This window comes from Clostridium sp. JNZ X4-2 (genome assembly GCF_054889485.1).
Genome location: NZ_CM142685.1, coordinates 3,187,905 through 3,204,142 on the forward strand (window position 1 = coordinate 3,187,905; position 16,238 = coordinate 3,204,142).

Here is a 16,238-nt window from a genome sequence, read left to right on the forward strand (position 1 = left end):
ACCTGCCCTGTTTAAGTCATAACCACCCCTAAAAGAGGTGGCTTGCTCAAGCCCTATAAGGGCGTAATACTTCCAGCGCCTAAATGACGCTGGCTTTTACCTTGTTCAAGCCTCAGTGGATTGATTACCTAACTGTACCCTTAAAAGGGTTTTCCAATTCTTTTATTGTAATCTTATCCATTATTTGATCATTTTTTTCTTGTTCTCGAATATACTTTGCTATTGTTGCTTCATTAAGTCCTACTGTACTCACATAATATCCTTCTGCCCAAAAATGTCTATTTCCAAATTTATATTTAAGATTTGAGTGCCTATCAAATATCATCATTGAACTTTTCCCTTTAAGATATCCCATAAAACTTGACACACTTGTTTTGGGAGGTATCGATACTAAAAGATGTATATGATCCGGCATCATATGTCCTTCTATAATTCTTATACCTTTCCATTTACACAAATCTTTTATTATTTCTTTTATATCTTCTCTCAATTTGTAGTATATTATCTTTCTTCGATATTTGGGCGTAAATACTATATGGTACTTGCATAACCACTTGCTATGTGCTAAACTTTCTGCCATAGAGTATTACCTTCTTTCTAATTATTTTGATGACTTGAACATTCATCATTATAACAAAAAAGGTAATACTTTTTTTGCTTAAGCATTTAATCACACCCGCATAGCGGGCGGTTTTTAGTTTCAGGTACTAAAGTACCTTCAACTTGTTAAAACATAAATAAAAAGGCCTTCTTTTGAAGGTCTTCACATATCATATTAATATATTTCACAATTTAAATGGAAATACATCTGATACCAGTCTTTCCTACCAAAAGAACTATATATACCGGCAAGCAGGTAGGTATACTGGCTTGGAATCATCTTACTCTCCATACCTTCCCAAAGGTTGTCCCTTCAGTGGTTTCACATGGATTTCATCTTCCTTACAGTAGTGGAGGCTGCAGTGGTTTCTAACCACTTTCCCTATTAATTCATTGAGAAGCCTGCTGCAAATATTATTTAATTTTCATTACCTTGATAATATATCATGTATAGGTATTTGTCAACATATTTGTTAAAACTTTATCTTAATGGAATTATATTATTTATATACAACTTTCTACATAACACGTCATTTTTTGTCTAAATATTCTTTTTATGGTTAATACATTATTCAATACCCCTTATTGATCTTTTACTTTAACTCTATACCTAACAATTAATTAAATAAACAATCTATCTGATAAAAAAAACTATTTGCAGCAAGCACATTTATTGCATGTAATTCCATATAATACCTGTACTGTTTGTGAAAAAAAATAATATCCCGAGCTTTATTTCCCAGGATATATTACAACAATTATCTACATAATATTCATCATAACTCTAATTAGACGTTTTCCTCCTGTAATTTCAGCTTCATCCTTATCTGAACCATCTCTTTTAGGCTCCAGCATTTCATTTACACGTTCCCTTAGACTGTCTCTCGCTTCTTCAACACTCAAACACTCATAGTCTTTTCACCATTAGTTCGCTCCTGCTCTGCCTGTAAAACCTTTGCTCTGAGTTGTAAAATTTGTTCTCTCCTCTCAAAAGCATCTATGCTCATCAAGACAACATCACCCTCATCATTTTTAGTTATATAAATTGGTTCTTTTTGTTTCATGAGCTAATGGTGATATTGCCAAATATTCATTTCTAAGTGCTGCCGATACTTTAATAATCATATTTTCTTCTCCCTTTATACCATTATTATGATAGAATTATATCATAATTTTTTTATACAATTAATGGATTAGCCAACACACATTTTGTGTTTATCTCACTCAAAAAAATTTTACTTAGTTTTTCAAGCTTGACCTATCGTATCATAGTGTTCAGTTTTTTCACCATTTTCTGTATTTCTTCTTCTTTTAAATCTTTTTCTATTTTATCAGGCAAAAGCACAAGGGCAATCACGCTTGAATGGGTAATAAAATAAACCTGTGCATAGGCATACTCCCCTATATGCTCATATAATCTTCCGGAACTTATGGTCCCCTTAAAAACAGTATTGGGGCTGTTGGCTACATAACCCACGGTGCCAATATAAGGAAGCTCAACTCGTATTGCCTCGCCGTCATATTCATTTTCAGGCTCTTTTACAATTTTAAGTATACGGTCAATCTCAAAGGGTTTTTTATCGTAATAATGGTTCAATCCTGTAATTGTAATAAAACAATTCTTCTCCAAATATAACACCCCTTTCAATCTGAAGTTCAAAGTTCTTTGTTCTTTAATTCTGGTATTTCTTTTTCAGTTCTATTATTTTTTCTTTTGGTAATTCAGTTATGTCTGCTATATCATTTATTGAATCTCCACGATTAATCATCTTTTTAGCTATCCTTATTGCTTTATCATTTGTTCCTTTTTCTATGCCTTTTTCTATTCCTTTTTCCTCTGCCACTTTTATCCTGGTACGCTGGTCACTGATTTCTGCCTGCCTTGCCTCATATAACATCCTGGCTTTTTCATCCCGGCTTATTATTTGAAGCAGTCCATAAGCTTTTTTTATATTTTTGTTCTTCCCTGCCAGCACCTCTATCACTCCCTTCGATTTTGCATCCAGAAATTCCATCCACTGTACTATTGGATCATCTTCACTTCTCTCAACTTTTTCGTCAAATAATTTTGGTATTTCTAGAAAGTGAACTTCCAGTATGTCAGTCAATTTATACCCTGTTTCATCTTCTGTCAGGTGATAACTTGAGTATAATTTATTTAACGGTGTACATTTGAAATCCACTATATTTATAGTCACACATTTCTTTAACTTATCATAGGTATCCCCTAGTTTTATCTGGCTTGTGTACATCTTGCTCCAGTAAAATATGGTGCGTTCTGCCATATATTCCACTGGCAATATTTGTATTTCAACGTCTATTTGTTTTCCAGCCCTGGTTTTTACCCTCACATCAAGAATTCCCTTTTTATTCTATCTCTCTATACTACTATTTTATCAGAAAATTAAGTCTTATTCTATAATATTTTATTATTCAAAGTTAAAAATCAAGAGTTAATAGCTTTGGCTGATTTTTGGCATCGGCCAAAAATCTTCCTTTACTATTAACTCTTTATAAACTCTAAACTGCATTCTACTAAAAATATCTCTTCAAATCCTATATCCTCTCCATATCAAATCCAGCTTTTGCAATGACTTCATCTTTAAACTAATAAAACAATTTCGTATATTCAGTCTGTGTATTTGCAAAATGATATACATATACTACATCTTCTATATGCTTATAAATTGCCGCATATTTTCCATTAATAACCATCCTGTATCCTTGTTCATTCAGCCAATTATCAGGTATTTTAGAACCAGAATCCGGATATTCTTCTAATCTTTCAATAGCATCTAAAATACTGTCACTCACTTTAATTGCTGATTCTACACTAAATTCAATGCAGTAATAATCTTCAATAGCTTTTAGATCCTCCCAGGCAGCAGGCAGAATTTCAACCCTGTATCTCATTTACACGTTCCCTTAAACCATTTCTAGCTTCTGAAATGCTCATAGTCTTTTCGCCATTGATTCTCTCCTGCTCTGCCTGCAAAACCTTTGCTCTAAGCTGTAAAATCTGTTCTCTCTTTTCAAAAGCATCTATACTCATTAAAACAACGTCACCCTCACCATTTTTAGTTATATAGATTGGCTCTTTTGTTTCATGAGCTAATGCCGATATTGCTGAATATCCATTTCTAAGTGCCGCTGATGCTTTAATAATCATATTTTTCGCCTCTTTTATATCATTATTTTGATATAATTATATCAAAATTTTTCTATACAATCAACAGTTCCGGAAAAATCAGTTCTACTATCTCGGCTTCAAAATCCTCCAGTATAGTTTTCCATGCCGCATCAAGCTCGTGTATTCTTACCAAAATCTTCATTTACTGTTGACTCTTCACTATAAACCCTAAACTGGATTCTACTAAAAATATCTCTTCAAATCCTCTGTTTTTTCTATATCAAATATATCCACACCAATGGCTTCGATTTTATCATTGGAGATGGTTTTTATTTTATCTTCATAGTTCTCTGGCAATCCATTGAACTTTTTTTTTCAACTGCTTAATAAGCAGTCCTACCTTCTCTTCCCTGCCTTCTTCTCTGCCTTCTTCCTTTCCTTCTTCTTTAAGTTTTTTATCAATTTCAAATTTTTTCAGCATATCCATCAAAAATACCCTGTTGTCTTCATTCAATTCTATTTTCGCCATATTCTTATACACCTCCGTTACTCTATTGGGATTTACTCTTGCCAATACATCCATTATCACTGCATATAATGGGTTTTTTATATTTTTCATGTATTCTGCCATCCAGCTCTCCATCAAGCTTTTATCCTGCTGCTGGGTTTGAAGCAATTTTAGATATTTTGCATCATCATCCTTCAATTTTTTGGATACTATAAGCTGTGTCTCTATGTCTGTATTCTTTATATAATATATACCATTGTCTACAGCCTCTATTACAGCACCCTGTTCATTTTTTAAATAATCCATCAGTTTTCGGGGATATTTGCTTGAAGTCAGTGTAATTGTAATTTCATCTATACCTACACCGTTGGTCTCCTGTGACAGTGACTTGTATAAATAAGCATATGCCTTCACCTTATAGTAGTCATCTATTGATATATAATCCGTGGGTGATTTATATTCCAGTATATTATATTTCCTGAATATCTTCCCTATGAATTTATTTATTTGTATATCTTTAAGTTTCTTTATAACAAGTACATCTATTCTCAACGGCTCATCCGTCAATTGATATTCTGTTGTAAATTCCAGATCATCCTTGTATTCTTTTAATTCCAGCTGTATTGCCGCTGCAAATGCCAGATGCCATTTTATTTTATCATCATCGGTATGTCTATAACATCTGAGAAAGCAGCCATACACTCTAAGCTGAATTTTGCTAAAAATATTTCTTCTGATGCAATTTTCAATTTAAATACTTATTTAGATCTTCTAGCCTTTCTATATCCAGAATATTTTCAATGATTAAATTCAGCTTACTGCTGCTTGCTTTTTTTATCTTTTCATCAAAAGCTCCATCCGAGTAATTAAATTTTCTTTTAAGCAGCTTTAAGACTCTTTCCACATCCTTTAATCTGGTATATTCCTTTTCTTCTTCTCTGCCTTCTTCTCTGCCTTCTTCCTTTCCTTCTTCTTTAAGTTTTTTATCAATTTCAAATTTCTTCAGCATATCCATCAAAAATACCCTGTTGTCTTCATTCAATTCTATTTTCGCCATATTCTTATACACCTCCATTACTCTATTGGGATTTACTTTCGCCAATACATCCATTATCACTGCATATAATGGGTTTTTTATATTTTTCATGTATTCTGCCATCCAGCTCTCCATCAAGCTTTTATCCTGCTGCTGGGTTTGAAGCAATTTTAGATATTTTGCATCATCATCCTTCAATTTTTTGGATACTATAAGCTGTGTCTCTATGTCTGTATTCTTTATATAATATATACCATTGTCTACAGCCTCTATTACAGCACCCTGTTCATTTTTTAAATAATCCATCAGTTTTCGGGGATATTTGCTTGAAGTCAGTGTAATTGTAATTTCATCTATACCTACACCGTTGGTCTCCTGTGACAGTGACTTGTATAAATAAGCATATGCCTTCACCTTATAGTAGTCATCTATTGATATATAATCCGTGGGTGATTTATATTCCAGTATATTATATTTCCTGAATATCTTCCCTATGAATTTATTTATTTGTATATCTTTAAGTTTCTTTATAACAAGTACATCTATTCTCAACGGCTCATCCGTCAATTGATATTCTGTTGTAAATTCCAGATCATCCTTGTATTCTTTTAATTCCAGCTGTATTGCCGCTGCAAATGCCGGATGCCATTTTATTTTATCATTTGCCAATCTTATCACTTCACCTTGATTTTATTTTATTACATATATAATTGAAATTTTTTTGCTGGGATTTATGAAGTTAACCATAAAATGATATGTTAATATTATTATATCATACTGCATTTATTTGTCATCACTCTATTTTATGCTCAAAGCCTCAAACTACATTTAAACATCCAGAGTTCAAAGTTCGGATATTAAGGTTCAAATTAAGTGAAAAAATCAAGAGTTAATAGCTTTGATTGATCTCCGGCATCAGCCGAAAATCTTCCTTCACTATTAACTCTTCACTGCCCATAATTCACTGCCCATAATTCACTGCCAATTCTCAACTATCAATTCTGAATTATGAATTATGCACTGTGCCCTGTGAATTGTCACTTCATTAAAGGTTTCATCCTCCATACAGCAGCGATGGGCTGCAGTGTTTGTACACTTTTCCTTTTAACTGTCAACTTGACAGCACCTGATATTAAATATTAAATTTTTGTGACTATGGATAGTTTATACTAAAAATTGCGGACATAAAATAAAGAGCTAACTCTTAAAGAATTACCCTTTATTTATAATCAAAATTTTTAAGTATTAATGCATCATAAAAGTATTACTTAGTTTTCCAAGTTTGACCTATCATATCATAGTGTTCAGTTTTTTCACCATTTTCTGTATTTCTTCTTCTTTTAAATCTTTTTCTATTTTATCAGGCAAAAGCACAAGGGCAATCACGCTTGAATGGGTAATAAAATAAACCTGTGCATAGGCATACTCCCCTATATGCTCATATAATCTTCCGGAACTTATGGTCCCCTTAAAAACAGTATTGGGACTGTTGGCTACATAACCCATGGTGCCAATATAAGGAAGCTCAACTCGTATTGCCTCGCCGTCATATTCATTTTCAGGCTCTTTTACAATTTTAAGTATACGGTCAATCTCAAAGGGTTTTTTATCGTAATAATGGTTCAATCCTGTAATTGTAATAAAACAATTCTTCTCCAAATATAACACCCCTTTCAATCTGAAGTTCAAAGTTCTTTGTTCTTTAATTCTGGTATTTCTTTTTCAGTTCTATTATTTTTTCTTTTGGTAATTCAGTTATGTCTGCTATATCATTTATTGAATCTCCATGGTTAATCATCTTTTTAGCTATCCTTATTGCTTTATCATTTGTTCCTTTTTCTATGCCTTTTTCTATGCCTTTTTCTATACCTTTTTCCTCCGCTGCTTTTATTCTAGTACGCTGATCACTGATTTCTGCCTGCCTTTGCCTCATATAACATCCTGGCTTTTTCATCCCGGCTTATTATTTGAAGCAGTCCATAAGCTTTTTTTATATTTTTGTTCTTCCCTGCCAGCACCTCTATCACTCCCTTCGATTTTGCATCCAGAAATTCCATCCATTGTACTATTGGATCATCCTCACTTCTCTCAACTTTTTCGTCAAATAATTTTGGTATTTCTAAAAAGTGAACTTCCAGTATGTCAGTCAATTTATACCCTGTTTCATCTTCTGTCAGGTGATAACTTGAGTATAATTTATTTAACGGTGTACATTTGAAATCCACTATGTTTATAGTCACACATTTCTTTAACTTATCATAGGTATCTCCTGGTTTTATCTGGCTTGTGTACATCTTGCTCCAGTAAAATATAGTGCGTTCTGCCATATATTCCGTTGGCAATATTTGTATTTCAACGTCTATTTGTTTTCCAGCCCTGGTTTTTACCCTCACATCAAGAATTCCCTTTTTATTCTATCTCTCTATACTACTATTTTATCAGAAAATTAAGTCTTATTCTATAATATTTTATTATTCAAAGTTAAAAATCAAGAGCCAACAGTATTGGTGGATTTTCGGCTTTTGCCGAAAATCTTCCTTTACTATCAACTCTTCACTATTAACTATTCACTGTCAATTCTCAACTATCAATTCTCAATTGTGAATTATGCACTGTGCCCTGTGAATTGTCAATTATCTATCGGTACATCTATAACATCTGACAGAGCCACCATGTTCTCAAGGCTGTCCCATACAAATGCCTTCAACTTGTATGCCCCCTCTTCAGGAAGTTTCAGCATACCCGTCAAAACAGATGAATCTCCAGCTTTTACAGTCTGTTTCCCGGATGCATAGCTTATAAGTTTATTGTTCTCGTCATACAATGCTATTATAAGCGAAGCATCTTTTGCTTCTTCAGAAGTATTTTCAGCTTTTACAGAGACTCTGGCATCTTCACCAAGCTTGTATACTGCACCTTCAGTCAGGTTTGTTATCTTTATTGGTTTTGCTTCACCATTGGCAGTACCCTTTACACGGAACATTGCAGCATAGTCATTAACAACTATGAGTGAACCGTCATCAGCCACTACAACATTTGATGTGGAGAATTGTTCGTATTTGGATCCATCATACAGCTTTTTAATTGTACCCTTTGTTGAATTCTCATTATCTGCTAAAACATAAATTTTATTTGGTCTTGTATTTGTATTGAAGTACAAATATACCTGATTACCATTTTCTACTGTTGCATATCCCTTTGAAAGTGTCAATGACCCAAGTTTAGGACTTTCTCCTGCTTCAAAATCAGCTGTATAGATTACTTCAAAAGTGTCAGCATCAATTACGTTTAGCCCTTCAGATCCACAGATATATATTCTTCCATTGTATGTAACCGCTGAGTTATTGTAAACACCCAGATCAAGATTCTTTACATTTGCATTGTTTTCTCCTTTGTCAAATGTACCATCAGTGTTTAGTTTAACTGCATGGAATATACCACTGTATGAAGGGTAATAAATAGTCTGTCTATTTTCATCATATAAAATACTTGAACGTATTATGCTTCTTTGTATTCTTTCAGTTTCATCAGTTATCCCAACATTATCGTTTTCGCTCATATTTACTATGTCAACAATGACAGCTTTTTTTTGCTTTATGGATTTAGCAATATCTATTGAGTATACATCTCCAGTATCGCAAGGAACAATTAAATAATTTTTTGCAATGCATGCTCCTGCCCAATAAAAGCTCGGACCGTTAATTTCCCATACTGCTTGTTTTGTTTCTGTAGGAATGCTCGGATCCTCGTCAGTGACATCCATACAGTAAAAGCCTCCCGTTGGTGGGTTGCCTCCTCCTGTGGTTATGCCTGAATAAATATATCCGTTATGATAAATTATTGGTGAACTGCTTTGTGGAGCCGAAACACCTGTTGATCCCAACCATAATGGAGATAAGTCATCTGCATTAAAAGCTTTAACTGTAGATCCTATAGGAACAAATATCATTCCATCACCATATGCAAGCCAGCCGGTGTATCCTCCGCCAAGTACTGTTGATCCAATATCTTCTGATACAAGGAGATTGCCTTGCATGTCATATTTACGCAATTCTTTATCCACTGCTATATAAATATCTCCGTTTACAACAATTGGATAAGTCCACTTGCCCCAATCCATCATTCCGCCTCCATTGGAGCGAATGACTTTCTCCCATGTTTCTCCTGTATCTATTTCATCCGTGCTCCTTGGAGTCAAGGCATCTACTACACTTGAATTGGCTGTATCAACCCGAGCCATTCCATAAAATGCATCATATACAGGTAGTGTAGTGGCTGATTTGTAAAATTGAATTGTATATGTACTCTTTGAAACCACAAGTCCTCCACCAAACATTTTTGGATGATAGCGCTCAACAGTAATGTTAAATGAATTTAACACCTTGTCCGGATTAATTTTAAATGTAATAGGTTCTCCAAATTGATATTCGGTTTTATCAACCTTTAACTTTAAGTATGAGATATAATCCGTTGCTGCAGGTATCGCTGTTACTTTTATTTCAGTTATATCTTTATTCAGAGTAAAACGGTATGTGCTTTTCCCCTCCTCAAGTTTAAATCCGGGAATTCCTTCAACAGTTAAATCCTCCAAAACTGTTGTTCCTGATCCTATAACTGTAAGTATAAATGTCTTCGTATATACTTTGCCAGATGGATCAGCAGCTGAAGCCGTAATTTTAACTTCTATATCTTTAGAAGTCCTGTTATTTGTCGAGTACTCCAATCTATTTTTATCATAGTCAGATTCGATTTTTACTACAGCTTCATCTGTACTCTTCCATTCTATTTTTGTCTTACCTGTTTCTCCGATAACTGTAATTCCTGATGTAATATAGCCTGTTGCAATACCTGATAAAACGGAATTATTTTCACCCCAGTTGACAGTTTCCCAATCTTTTTCAAATCCATATTCATCTACTGATTTTACATTTATAATAGGATATACTGCATTTGTAACCCTTTTATCTTCCTCAATTTTTTGTATACAAAGTTCATATTGACCGATTTCATTAAATGTATATTCTAATTCGTTCCCAGTAACCGCTCCTATTATATAATTTCCATTCTCAGGGGTAAGTTCAGTTTTAGTGCCATCTTTCTCTATACGCCTTACTGTGACACTGGAACCATCCGCTGCATACAGCGGTATTTCATTTCCATTATAAGGAGTTGTAGACAAATGAAGAGTTCCGCTCATACCTTTACCCATAGTAGTTAACACAGACGTGTTTAAAATGAATTTTGCCTGAGAGTTGTCTATGCCATAAAAACTAACTGTAGCAACTGAGCCATAATCATCCACTTCGCTTTTAGTAAAGTCGGCCTCAGCATTTGAATAACCTGTACTTGATACCCACTTTGCATTTTCATTGTTTCCTTTATCGATGCCATTATGATCTTCAATAGTGTTTACAATTCCGTCAGCATTGACGTCAATATAGTTTTTAAGAGTTGCTGTTGTAGCTCCCTTTTTCTGCAAATAATATTGAGCAAGCACATGCAGAGGGGTGATCTTGCCGGGGTCGTCATTGGTAACTGTTAGTCCCAATTCACTAAATTTGTTGTAAGGCACCGTCAGCTGCTCAGATTCTGTGAATTTATCATTAAGTCCATTGATAGCTACAATGACATTTTCACTTGGTACTTCTACAGTTTCTGCCACTCGGTTTACAGGAATTTCAGCCGTACGTGCTGATTGAACCTGTTCCTTATCATTTAAGGTAAGGTTGTCTAAAGATGGAATTGCCGATATCAAGCCGGTTACTCCGCCTGCATCAACCGGTGGAGCCTTGTCTTTTACCGGCTCTGAATTTTCATCTCCGGATACATAGGTCACCTTATAGGTTTTCGCTGCTGTATTTCCTTCCGGATTAACCGCAGTTACGACAATTGTATTTTCACCTTTTGAAAGGCTCAGTTCACAATTTCCCTGCTGGTTTTGTACAGCACTGCCGTTTAACGTGACAGTTACCGGAAGGTTTCCCTCTTTGCCATCTTCAGCTACTGCCGTAAAGTTTATATCCGGCAAGTTTACAACTGCATTATCTGCAAGTCCCTTTACAGTAATAACGGTTGGTGCTGCTGCTTCTGCAGATACATGAGTAAATGCAGGGGAAAGCAGTATTACACCCACGGCAATTAAAAGCAGTTGGAAGATATTTATAAAAACCCTTCCGGATTTTTTTATTTTATTCATTCAATCCATTCCTCCTCATAGTATTTTTAATTTTTCCACTATTGCCAGCAGCAGTGGTGGTGCACGAATTCCTCTTACAGAATCAAGTTCAAGTGCAAACACCAGCAATTTACTTGATCCCGTTTTTATCCATAGTTTTCTCATCTCATCCCCCTCATATAATTCATAATTCAAAGTTCACAATTAGATTTATCCTGTTTTTCCGGATAATAAAATGCCTTCCGCAGCGAAAGGCATTTTATGTCCAGAAATAAATAGAGGAGAGTCCCAAGGAACTCTCCAATTTACACATTTTTATGTAACTGTTTACAAAAACATTATAATAGAATAAACAGCCTGAATAAATTATGTAATATCTCTCCCTCCGAAAGAATTGACAAAATAACAGGCAGGCCTTCTGGCTCGGGTTCATCCTACTTCCCCGCCTTCCCGGAAATTTACTCCAGTGGCGCATTGAGGTTTCGTTCTCCATACAGCAGCGGTGGGCTGCAGTGTTTGTACACTTTTCCTTTTAACTGTCAATTTGACAGCACCTGATATCAAATATTAAATTTTTATGACCTTTGTGTGACTTTTATGTTAAGTATAGGATATAAATCTACCAAAGTCAACATTATTTTTACTCTACTGGTTATTGATGGATAAGTTTATAATAAAAATTATAAACACAAAATAAAAGGCTGACTCTTAAAGAATTGCCTTTTATTTATAACTGGAACTATTTATCATTCATAGCTTGACCTATCGTATCATAATGTTCAGTTTTTTCACCATTTTCTGTATTTCTTCTTCTTTTAAATCTTTTTCTATTTTATCAGGCAAAAGCACAAGGGCAATCACGCTTCAATGGGTAATAAAAAAGTTCTCCTCCAAATATAACACCCCTTTCAATCTGAAGTTCAAAGTTCCTTGTTCTCTAATTTTGGTATTTCTTTTTTAGTTCTGCTACCTTTTCTTTTGGCAGTTCAGTTATGTCTGCTATATCATTTATTGAATCTCCACGATTAATCATCTTTTTAGCTATCCTTATTGCTTTATCATTTGTTCCTTTTTCTATGCCTTTTTCTATGCCTTTTTCTATGCCTTTTTCTATGCCTTTTTCTATGCCTTTTTCCTCTGCCACTTTTATCCTGGTACGCTGGTCACTGATTTCTGCCTGCCTTGCCTCATATAACATCCTGGCTTTTTCATCCCGGCTTATTATTTGAAGCAGTCCATAAGCTTTTTTTATATTTTTGTTCTTCCCAGCCAGCACCTCTATCACTCCCTTCGATTTTGCATCCAGAAATTCCATCCATTGTACTATTGGATCATCCTCACTTCTCTCAACTTTTTCGTCAAATAATTTTGGTATTTCTAGAAAGTGAACTTCCAGTATGTCAGTCAATTTATACCCTGTTTCATCTTCTGTCAGGTGATAACTTGAGTATAATTTATTTAACGGTGTACATTTGAAATCCACTATGTTTATAGTCACACATTTCTTTAACTTATCATAGGTATCCCCTGGTTTTATCTGGCTTGTGTACATCTTGCTCCAGTAAAATATAGTGCGTTCTGCCATATATTCTGTTGGCAATATTTGTATTTCAACGTCTATTTGTTTTCCAGCCCTGGTTTTTACCCTCACATCAAGAATTCCCTTTTTATCTTCTTTGAATTCCTTTATGAGCTCATTATTCATTATCTCTATTCCTTCAAATTCTTCTTCCGGGACAGCCAATATATCACTGAGCAGTGCCATCAATATATCCTTATGCTTTTCATTGCCAAATATATATTTGAATACAAAATCATATTTAGGTGACATTATAAAATTATCATCCAGTATTTTTCCCTTTTTCCCAGGCATTATATCACATCCTCTAAATTTACTACAATTATCTATTCCTATTAACATACAATTCGCTTTCCTGTATCTCTCTATTATCTATACTACTATTTTATCAGAAAATTAAGTCTCATTCTATAACATTTTATTTATTTAGAGTTAAAAATCAAGAATTAATAGCTTTGGCTGATTTTCAGTACCAGCCGAAAATCTTCCTTACATAAAAAAGCTCCCGCAAGGCATATGCCTCATGGAAGCTTTTATTCTGTCTTTTAATTCATAGTAGATTTAATTCATATTCATTGTCATGTGGATTGTTGTAAATCCAACTCCACAGTTTTGCAGCAACTTTTTACTTAACTTAACCTGGATTCATTGATTTTACTGGCGAATTCGGGGATTTTTATTTTCGTTTTTCGTCGTATTTTACTAGCGCTTTATGTAGTATTGTGATATAATTAGTATTATATGTGTGGAGATGATTGTTTATGTACCTAAAAAAGACTCCTTCTAGCAATGGCAGAATTCGATTATCCATTGTAGATAGTTACTATGATAAAACTAAAAAATGTTCCCGGCAGATAACTGTGGAATCTTTAGGATTTCTCGACGAATTAGAAAAAGAATATGATGATCCAATCTCTTTCTTCTCTGCACGTGTTGAACAATTAAAGGAAGAAAAGAAATGTAAAAGAGCTCCAATCACTTTTGTATTTCATGATGCTGATACAATCGAGCAAGATGTTACCTTGCGTAAAAATTTTGGATATACTGCGTTAAGCAAGATTTATCATGAGCTTGGCATACACACTTTCCTTACCAACAGACAACGTCATACTAAGGACAATTATGATGCTGATACAATCATGAAACTCCTTGTTTATTCAAGGCTTTTGAATCCTGCTTCAAAAAAGAAAACTTTTGAGAATAAAGATTGGTTCTTTGAAAAAGATAACTATTCTCTTGATGATGTTTATCGTTGCCTTACCTTTTTTAACAAGCATAAAGAGAGTCTCCAATTTTGGATCAACAATAAAATCAAAGAACTCTATGGAAGAGATACCAGTCTTATTTACTATGATGTAACCAACTACTACTTTGAAACTGATAAAATGGACAACCTCAGAAAAAAGGGAGTATCGAAAGAACACCGACCAAATCCAATTGTACAAATGGGGTTATTTATAGACAACAAAGGGCTTCCCATTACCTATGAGCTATTTTCAGGAAACACTAATGACTGCCTTACCTATCGACCTAATTTTGCACGTATCAAGAAGGAATATAATCTTGGCAGGGTAATAACGGTGGCAGACAAAGGCATGACTACTGGCGACAACATTTGGTATACGACTCATACTCCTACAAAAGATGGGTATGTATTCAGTATGTCTGTTCGCGGTTCTGACAAAGAATTAAAACAGTATGTATTAGCAAAAGAAGGATATGAATGGCTAGGCACAGAATACAAGAGAAAATCTAGATTATACCCAAGAACAATTCAGATAACATCATCTAACGGAAAAAAATTAAAAAAAGTAGTACATGAAAAACAGGTAGTATTCTACAGCGAAAAATATGATAAACGTGCTAAGGCTGAGCGTGCTGCCGCACTTGCAAAAGCACAGGACTTAATCGCAAATCCGGGTTCTTATACAAGGGTTACTTCCTATGGTGCAGCTAAATATATAAAAAACATTAACTTCGATAAAGAAACTGGAGAAATCTTGAAACCAACACAACTTCTAAAATTAGACATGGACAAACTAGAGGAAGAAGAAGCTTTGGATGGTTACTATGTCATTGTAACTAGTGAATATAAAGAATCTGATGATAAAATCATTGATATGTACCGAGGGTTATGGAAGATTGAAGAATCTTTCCGAGTAACTAAAAGTGACTTAGAGGCAAGACCAGTTTTTGTATCCACCCAAGGGCATATAGAAGCACATTTTTTAATCTGTTTCGTTGCTCTGGTGATTGCAAGGATACTTGAGATGAAAACAGGAAACAAATATAGTATTGGAAAACTACTAGAAACTTTGTCAAAAGCTGAATGCAGCTATGTTCAGCAGAATTATTACATGTTTGATTATTTCAATGATATATTAAATGAAATTGGAGTTATTTCTAACATTGACTACTCCAAAAAGATACGAAGTTTAGGTGAGATAAAAAAAGTTTTAGCATCTACCAAAAAATGATTTATAACGCTATGATTCTCTGACAAAAAAGAATACCCGCTAACCAGCATGTTTACTGGCCTAACGGGTATTTTTTATTCGTTTTTGCTGCAAAACTTAGGTTTCAGTACCAGCCGAAAATCTTCCTTACATAAAAAAGCTCCCGCAAGGCATATGCCTCATGGAAGCTTTTATTCTGTCTTTTAATTCATAGTAGATTTAATTCATATTCATTGTCATGTGGATTGTTGTAAATCCAACTCAAGGTCGGATTTTGAATTTGACAATATCAATTGTAAATTCCACTAGAAATCAATTCCTAAATGTCATTGCTTATGGATATGTTTATAAAAATCGGAAAGAACTTTCATAGGTCACATTATAGGTTTTTTACTGCCTGATTTCCTGCCGAATTAACCACAGTTACGACAATTGTGTTTTCACCTTTCAAGGGGCTACTACACAATTTCCCTGCTGATTTTAGGCAGAATTGCCCTTTAATATGACTGACATAACCGAAAGGTTTCCATCTGCAGCACTGGCACCGGCTTCAAAGTTTTAACTTTCTCCTATTATTGCCACTAATAGTGATGGTGCCCGGTCCCCTTTTTTCAGTCCAATACAGAATAATACGGAACTGACTTTTTTAATAGTTTTATAGTTTCACCTCCCCTTGTACAGTTTACAATGCATAATTAATAGTTTTAATGAATTTTCAGATTTTGCCCAAAATCTTCATTTACTATTAAATATC

General features: G+C 34.3%; 17 protein-coding genes and 2 riboswitches. Of the genes, 1 reads left to right on the forward strand and 16 read right to left on the reverse strand.

What is annotated here, in order from left to right:
- Positions 1–124: 124 nt before the first annotated feature.
- From tnpA to ACYUJ6_RS15390, 16 genes are all read right to left on the reverse strand, one after another.
- The gene (gene tnpA, locus ACYUJ6_RS15315) at positions 125–580 is read right to left on the reverse strand and encodes an IS200/IS605 family transposase (RefSeq protein ID WP_461843252.1); all 456 of its coding nucleotides are present in this window, start codon (positions 578–580) and stop codon (positions 125–127) included.
- Positions 581–838: 258 nt separating this feature from the next.
- Positions 839–1,021: riboswitch (cobalamin riboswitch) on the reverse strand.
- Positions 1,022–1,362: 341 nt separating this feature from the next.
- Positions 1,363–1,503, reverse strand: coding sequence for a hypothetical protein (locus ACYUJ6_RS15320; protein ID WP_461843566.1), 141 nt, complete (start codon positions 1,501–1,503; stop codon positions 1,363–1,365).
- The gene (locus tag ACYUJ6_RS15325; protein WP_461843567.1) at positions 1,500–1,607 is read right to left on the reverse strand and encodes a hypothetical protein; all 108 of its coding nucleotides are present in this window, start codon (positions 1,605–1,607) and stop codon (positions 1,500–1,502) included. The genes ACYUJ6_RS15320 and ACYUJ6_RS15325 overlap by 4 nt, the downstream gene beginning before the upstream one ends.
- A 251-nt stretch (positions 1,608–1,858) precedes the next feature.
- The gene (locus ACYUJ6_RS15330; RefSeq protein ID WP_461843568.1) at positions 1,859–2,230 is read right to left on the reverse strand and encodes an HIRAN domain-containing protein; all 372 of its coding nucleotides are present in this window, start codon (positions 2,228–2,230) and stop codon (positions 1,859–1,861) included.
- A 43-nt stretch (positions 2,231–2,273) separates the two neighbouring features.
- Entirely contained in the window at positions 2,274–2,951 is a 678-nt protein-coding gene (locus ACYUJ6_RS15335) for an Rpn family recombination-promoting nuclease/putative transposase (RefSeq protein ID WP_461843569.1), read from the reverse strand.
- A gap of 256 nt (positions 2,952–3,207) precedes the next feature.
- Positions 3,208–3,513, reverse strand: a complete 306-nt coding sequence (locus ACYUJ6_RS15340; RefSeq protein ID WP_461843570.1) for a type II toxin-antitoxin system RelE/ParE family toxin — start codon at positions 3,511–3,513, stop codon at positions 3,208–3,210.
- Positions 3,497–3,769 carry a type II toxin-antitoxin system Phd/YefM family antitoxin gene (locus ACYUJ6_RS15345; RefSeq protein ID WP_461843571.1) on the reverse strand — a complete coding sequence of 91 codons (273 nt, stop codon included), beginning with the start codon at positions 3,767–3,769 and terminating at the stop codon, positions 3,497–3,499. The genes ACYUJ6_RS15340 and ACYUJ6_RS15345 overlap by 17 nt, the downstream gene beginning before the upstream one ends.
- A gap of 204 nt (positions 3,770–3,973) precedes the next feature.
- Positions 3,974–4,087 (reverse strand): DUF4351 domain-containing protein, encoded by a 114-nt coding sequence (locus ACYUJ6_RS15350; protein WP_461843572.1) that lies wholly within the window; start codon positions 4,085–4,087, stop codon positions 3,974–3,976.
- Positions 4,071–4,940: a hypothetical protein gene (locus ACYUJ6_RS15355; RefSeq protein WP_461843573.1), complete on the reverse strand. Its 870-nt coding sequence runs from the start codon at positions 4,938–4,940 to the stop codon at positions 4,071–4,073. The genes ACYUJ6_RS15350 and ACYUJ6_RS15355 overlap by 17 nt, the downstream gene beginning before the upstream one ends.
- Before the next feature lie 43 nt (positions 4,941–4,983).
- Positions 4,984–5,943, reverse strand: coding sequence for a DUF4351 domain-containing protein (locus tag ACYUJ6_RS15360; RefSeq protein ID WP_461843574.1), 960 nt, complete (start codon positions 5,941–5,943; stop codon positions 4,984–4,986).
- A gap of 621 nt (positions 5,944–6,564) precedes the next feature.
- Positions 6,565–6,933 carry an HIRAN domain-containing protein gene (locus tag ACYUJ6_RS15365; protein ID WP_461843575.1) on the reverse strand — a complete coding sequence of 123 codons (369 nt, stop codon included), beginning with the start codon at positions 6,931–6,933 and terminating at the stop codon, positions 6,565–6,567.
- A 43-nt stretch (positions 6,934–6,976) separates the two neighbouring features.
- On the reverse strand, positions 6,977–7,207 hold the full coding sequence (locus ACYUJ6_RS15370) for a hypothetical protein (RefSeq protein WP_461843576.1): 231 nt from the start codon (positions 7,205–7,207) through the stop codon (positions 6,977–6,979).
- The gene (locus tag ACYUJ6_RS15375; RefSeq protein WP_461843577.1) at positions 7,179–7,667 is read right to left on the reverse strand and encodes an Rpn family recombination-promoting nuclease/putative transposase; all 489 of its coding nucleotides are present in this window, start codon (positions 7,665–7,667) and stop codon (positions 7,179–7,181) included. Before ACYUJ6_RS15375 ends, ACYUJ6_RS15370 begins: the two co-directional genes overlap by 29 nt.
- A gap of 236 nt (positions 7,668–7,903) precedes the next feature.
- Entirely contained in the window at positions 7,904–11,470 is a 3,567-nt protein-coding gene (locus ACYUJ6_RS15380) for a PQQ-binding-like beta-propeller repeat protein (protein ID WP_461843578.1), read from the reverse strand.
- 15 nt (positions 11,471–11,485) lie between these two features.
- Positions 11,486–11,614: a hypothetical protein gene (locus tag ACYUJ6_RS15385; protein ID WP_461843579.1), complete on the reverse strand. Its 129-nt coding sequence runs from the start codon at positions 11,612–11,614 to the stop codon at positions 11,486–11,488.
- Positions 11,615–11,840: 226 nt separating this feature from the next.
- Positions 11,841–12,022, reverse strand: a riboswitch (cobalamin riboswitch).
- A 364-nt stretch (positions 12,023–12,386) separates the two neighbouring features.
- Entirely contained in the window at positions 12,387–13,322 is a 936-nt protein-coding gene (locus tag ACYUJ6_RS15390; protein ID WP_461845525.1) for an Rpn family recombination-promoting nuclease/putative transposase, read from the reverse strand.
- Positions 13,323–13,789: 467 nt separating this feature from the next.
- On the opposite strand from ACYUJ6_RS15390, the gene ACYUJ6_RS15395 reads away from it, so the two are divergent.
- The gene (locus tag ACYUJ6_RS15395; RefSeq protein ID WP_461843580.1) at positions 13,790–15,505 is read left to right on the forward strand and encodes an IS1634 family transposase; all 1,716 of its coding nucleotides are present in this window, start codon (positions 13,790–13,792) and stop codon (positions 15,503–15,505) included.
- The last annotated feature ends 733 nt before the right edge of the window (positions 15,506–16,238 follow it).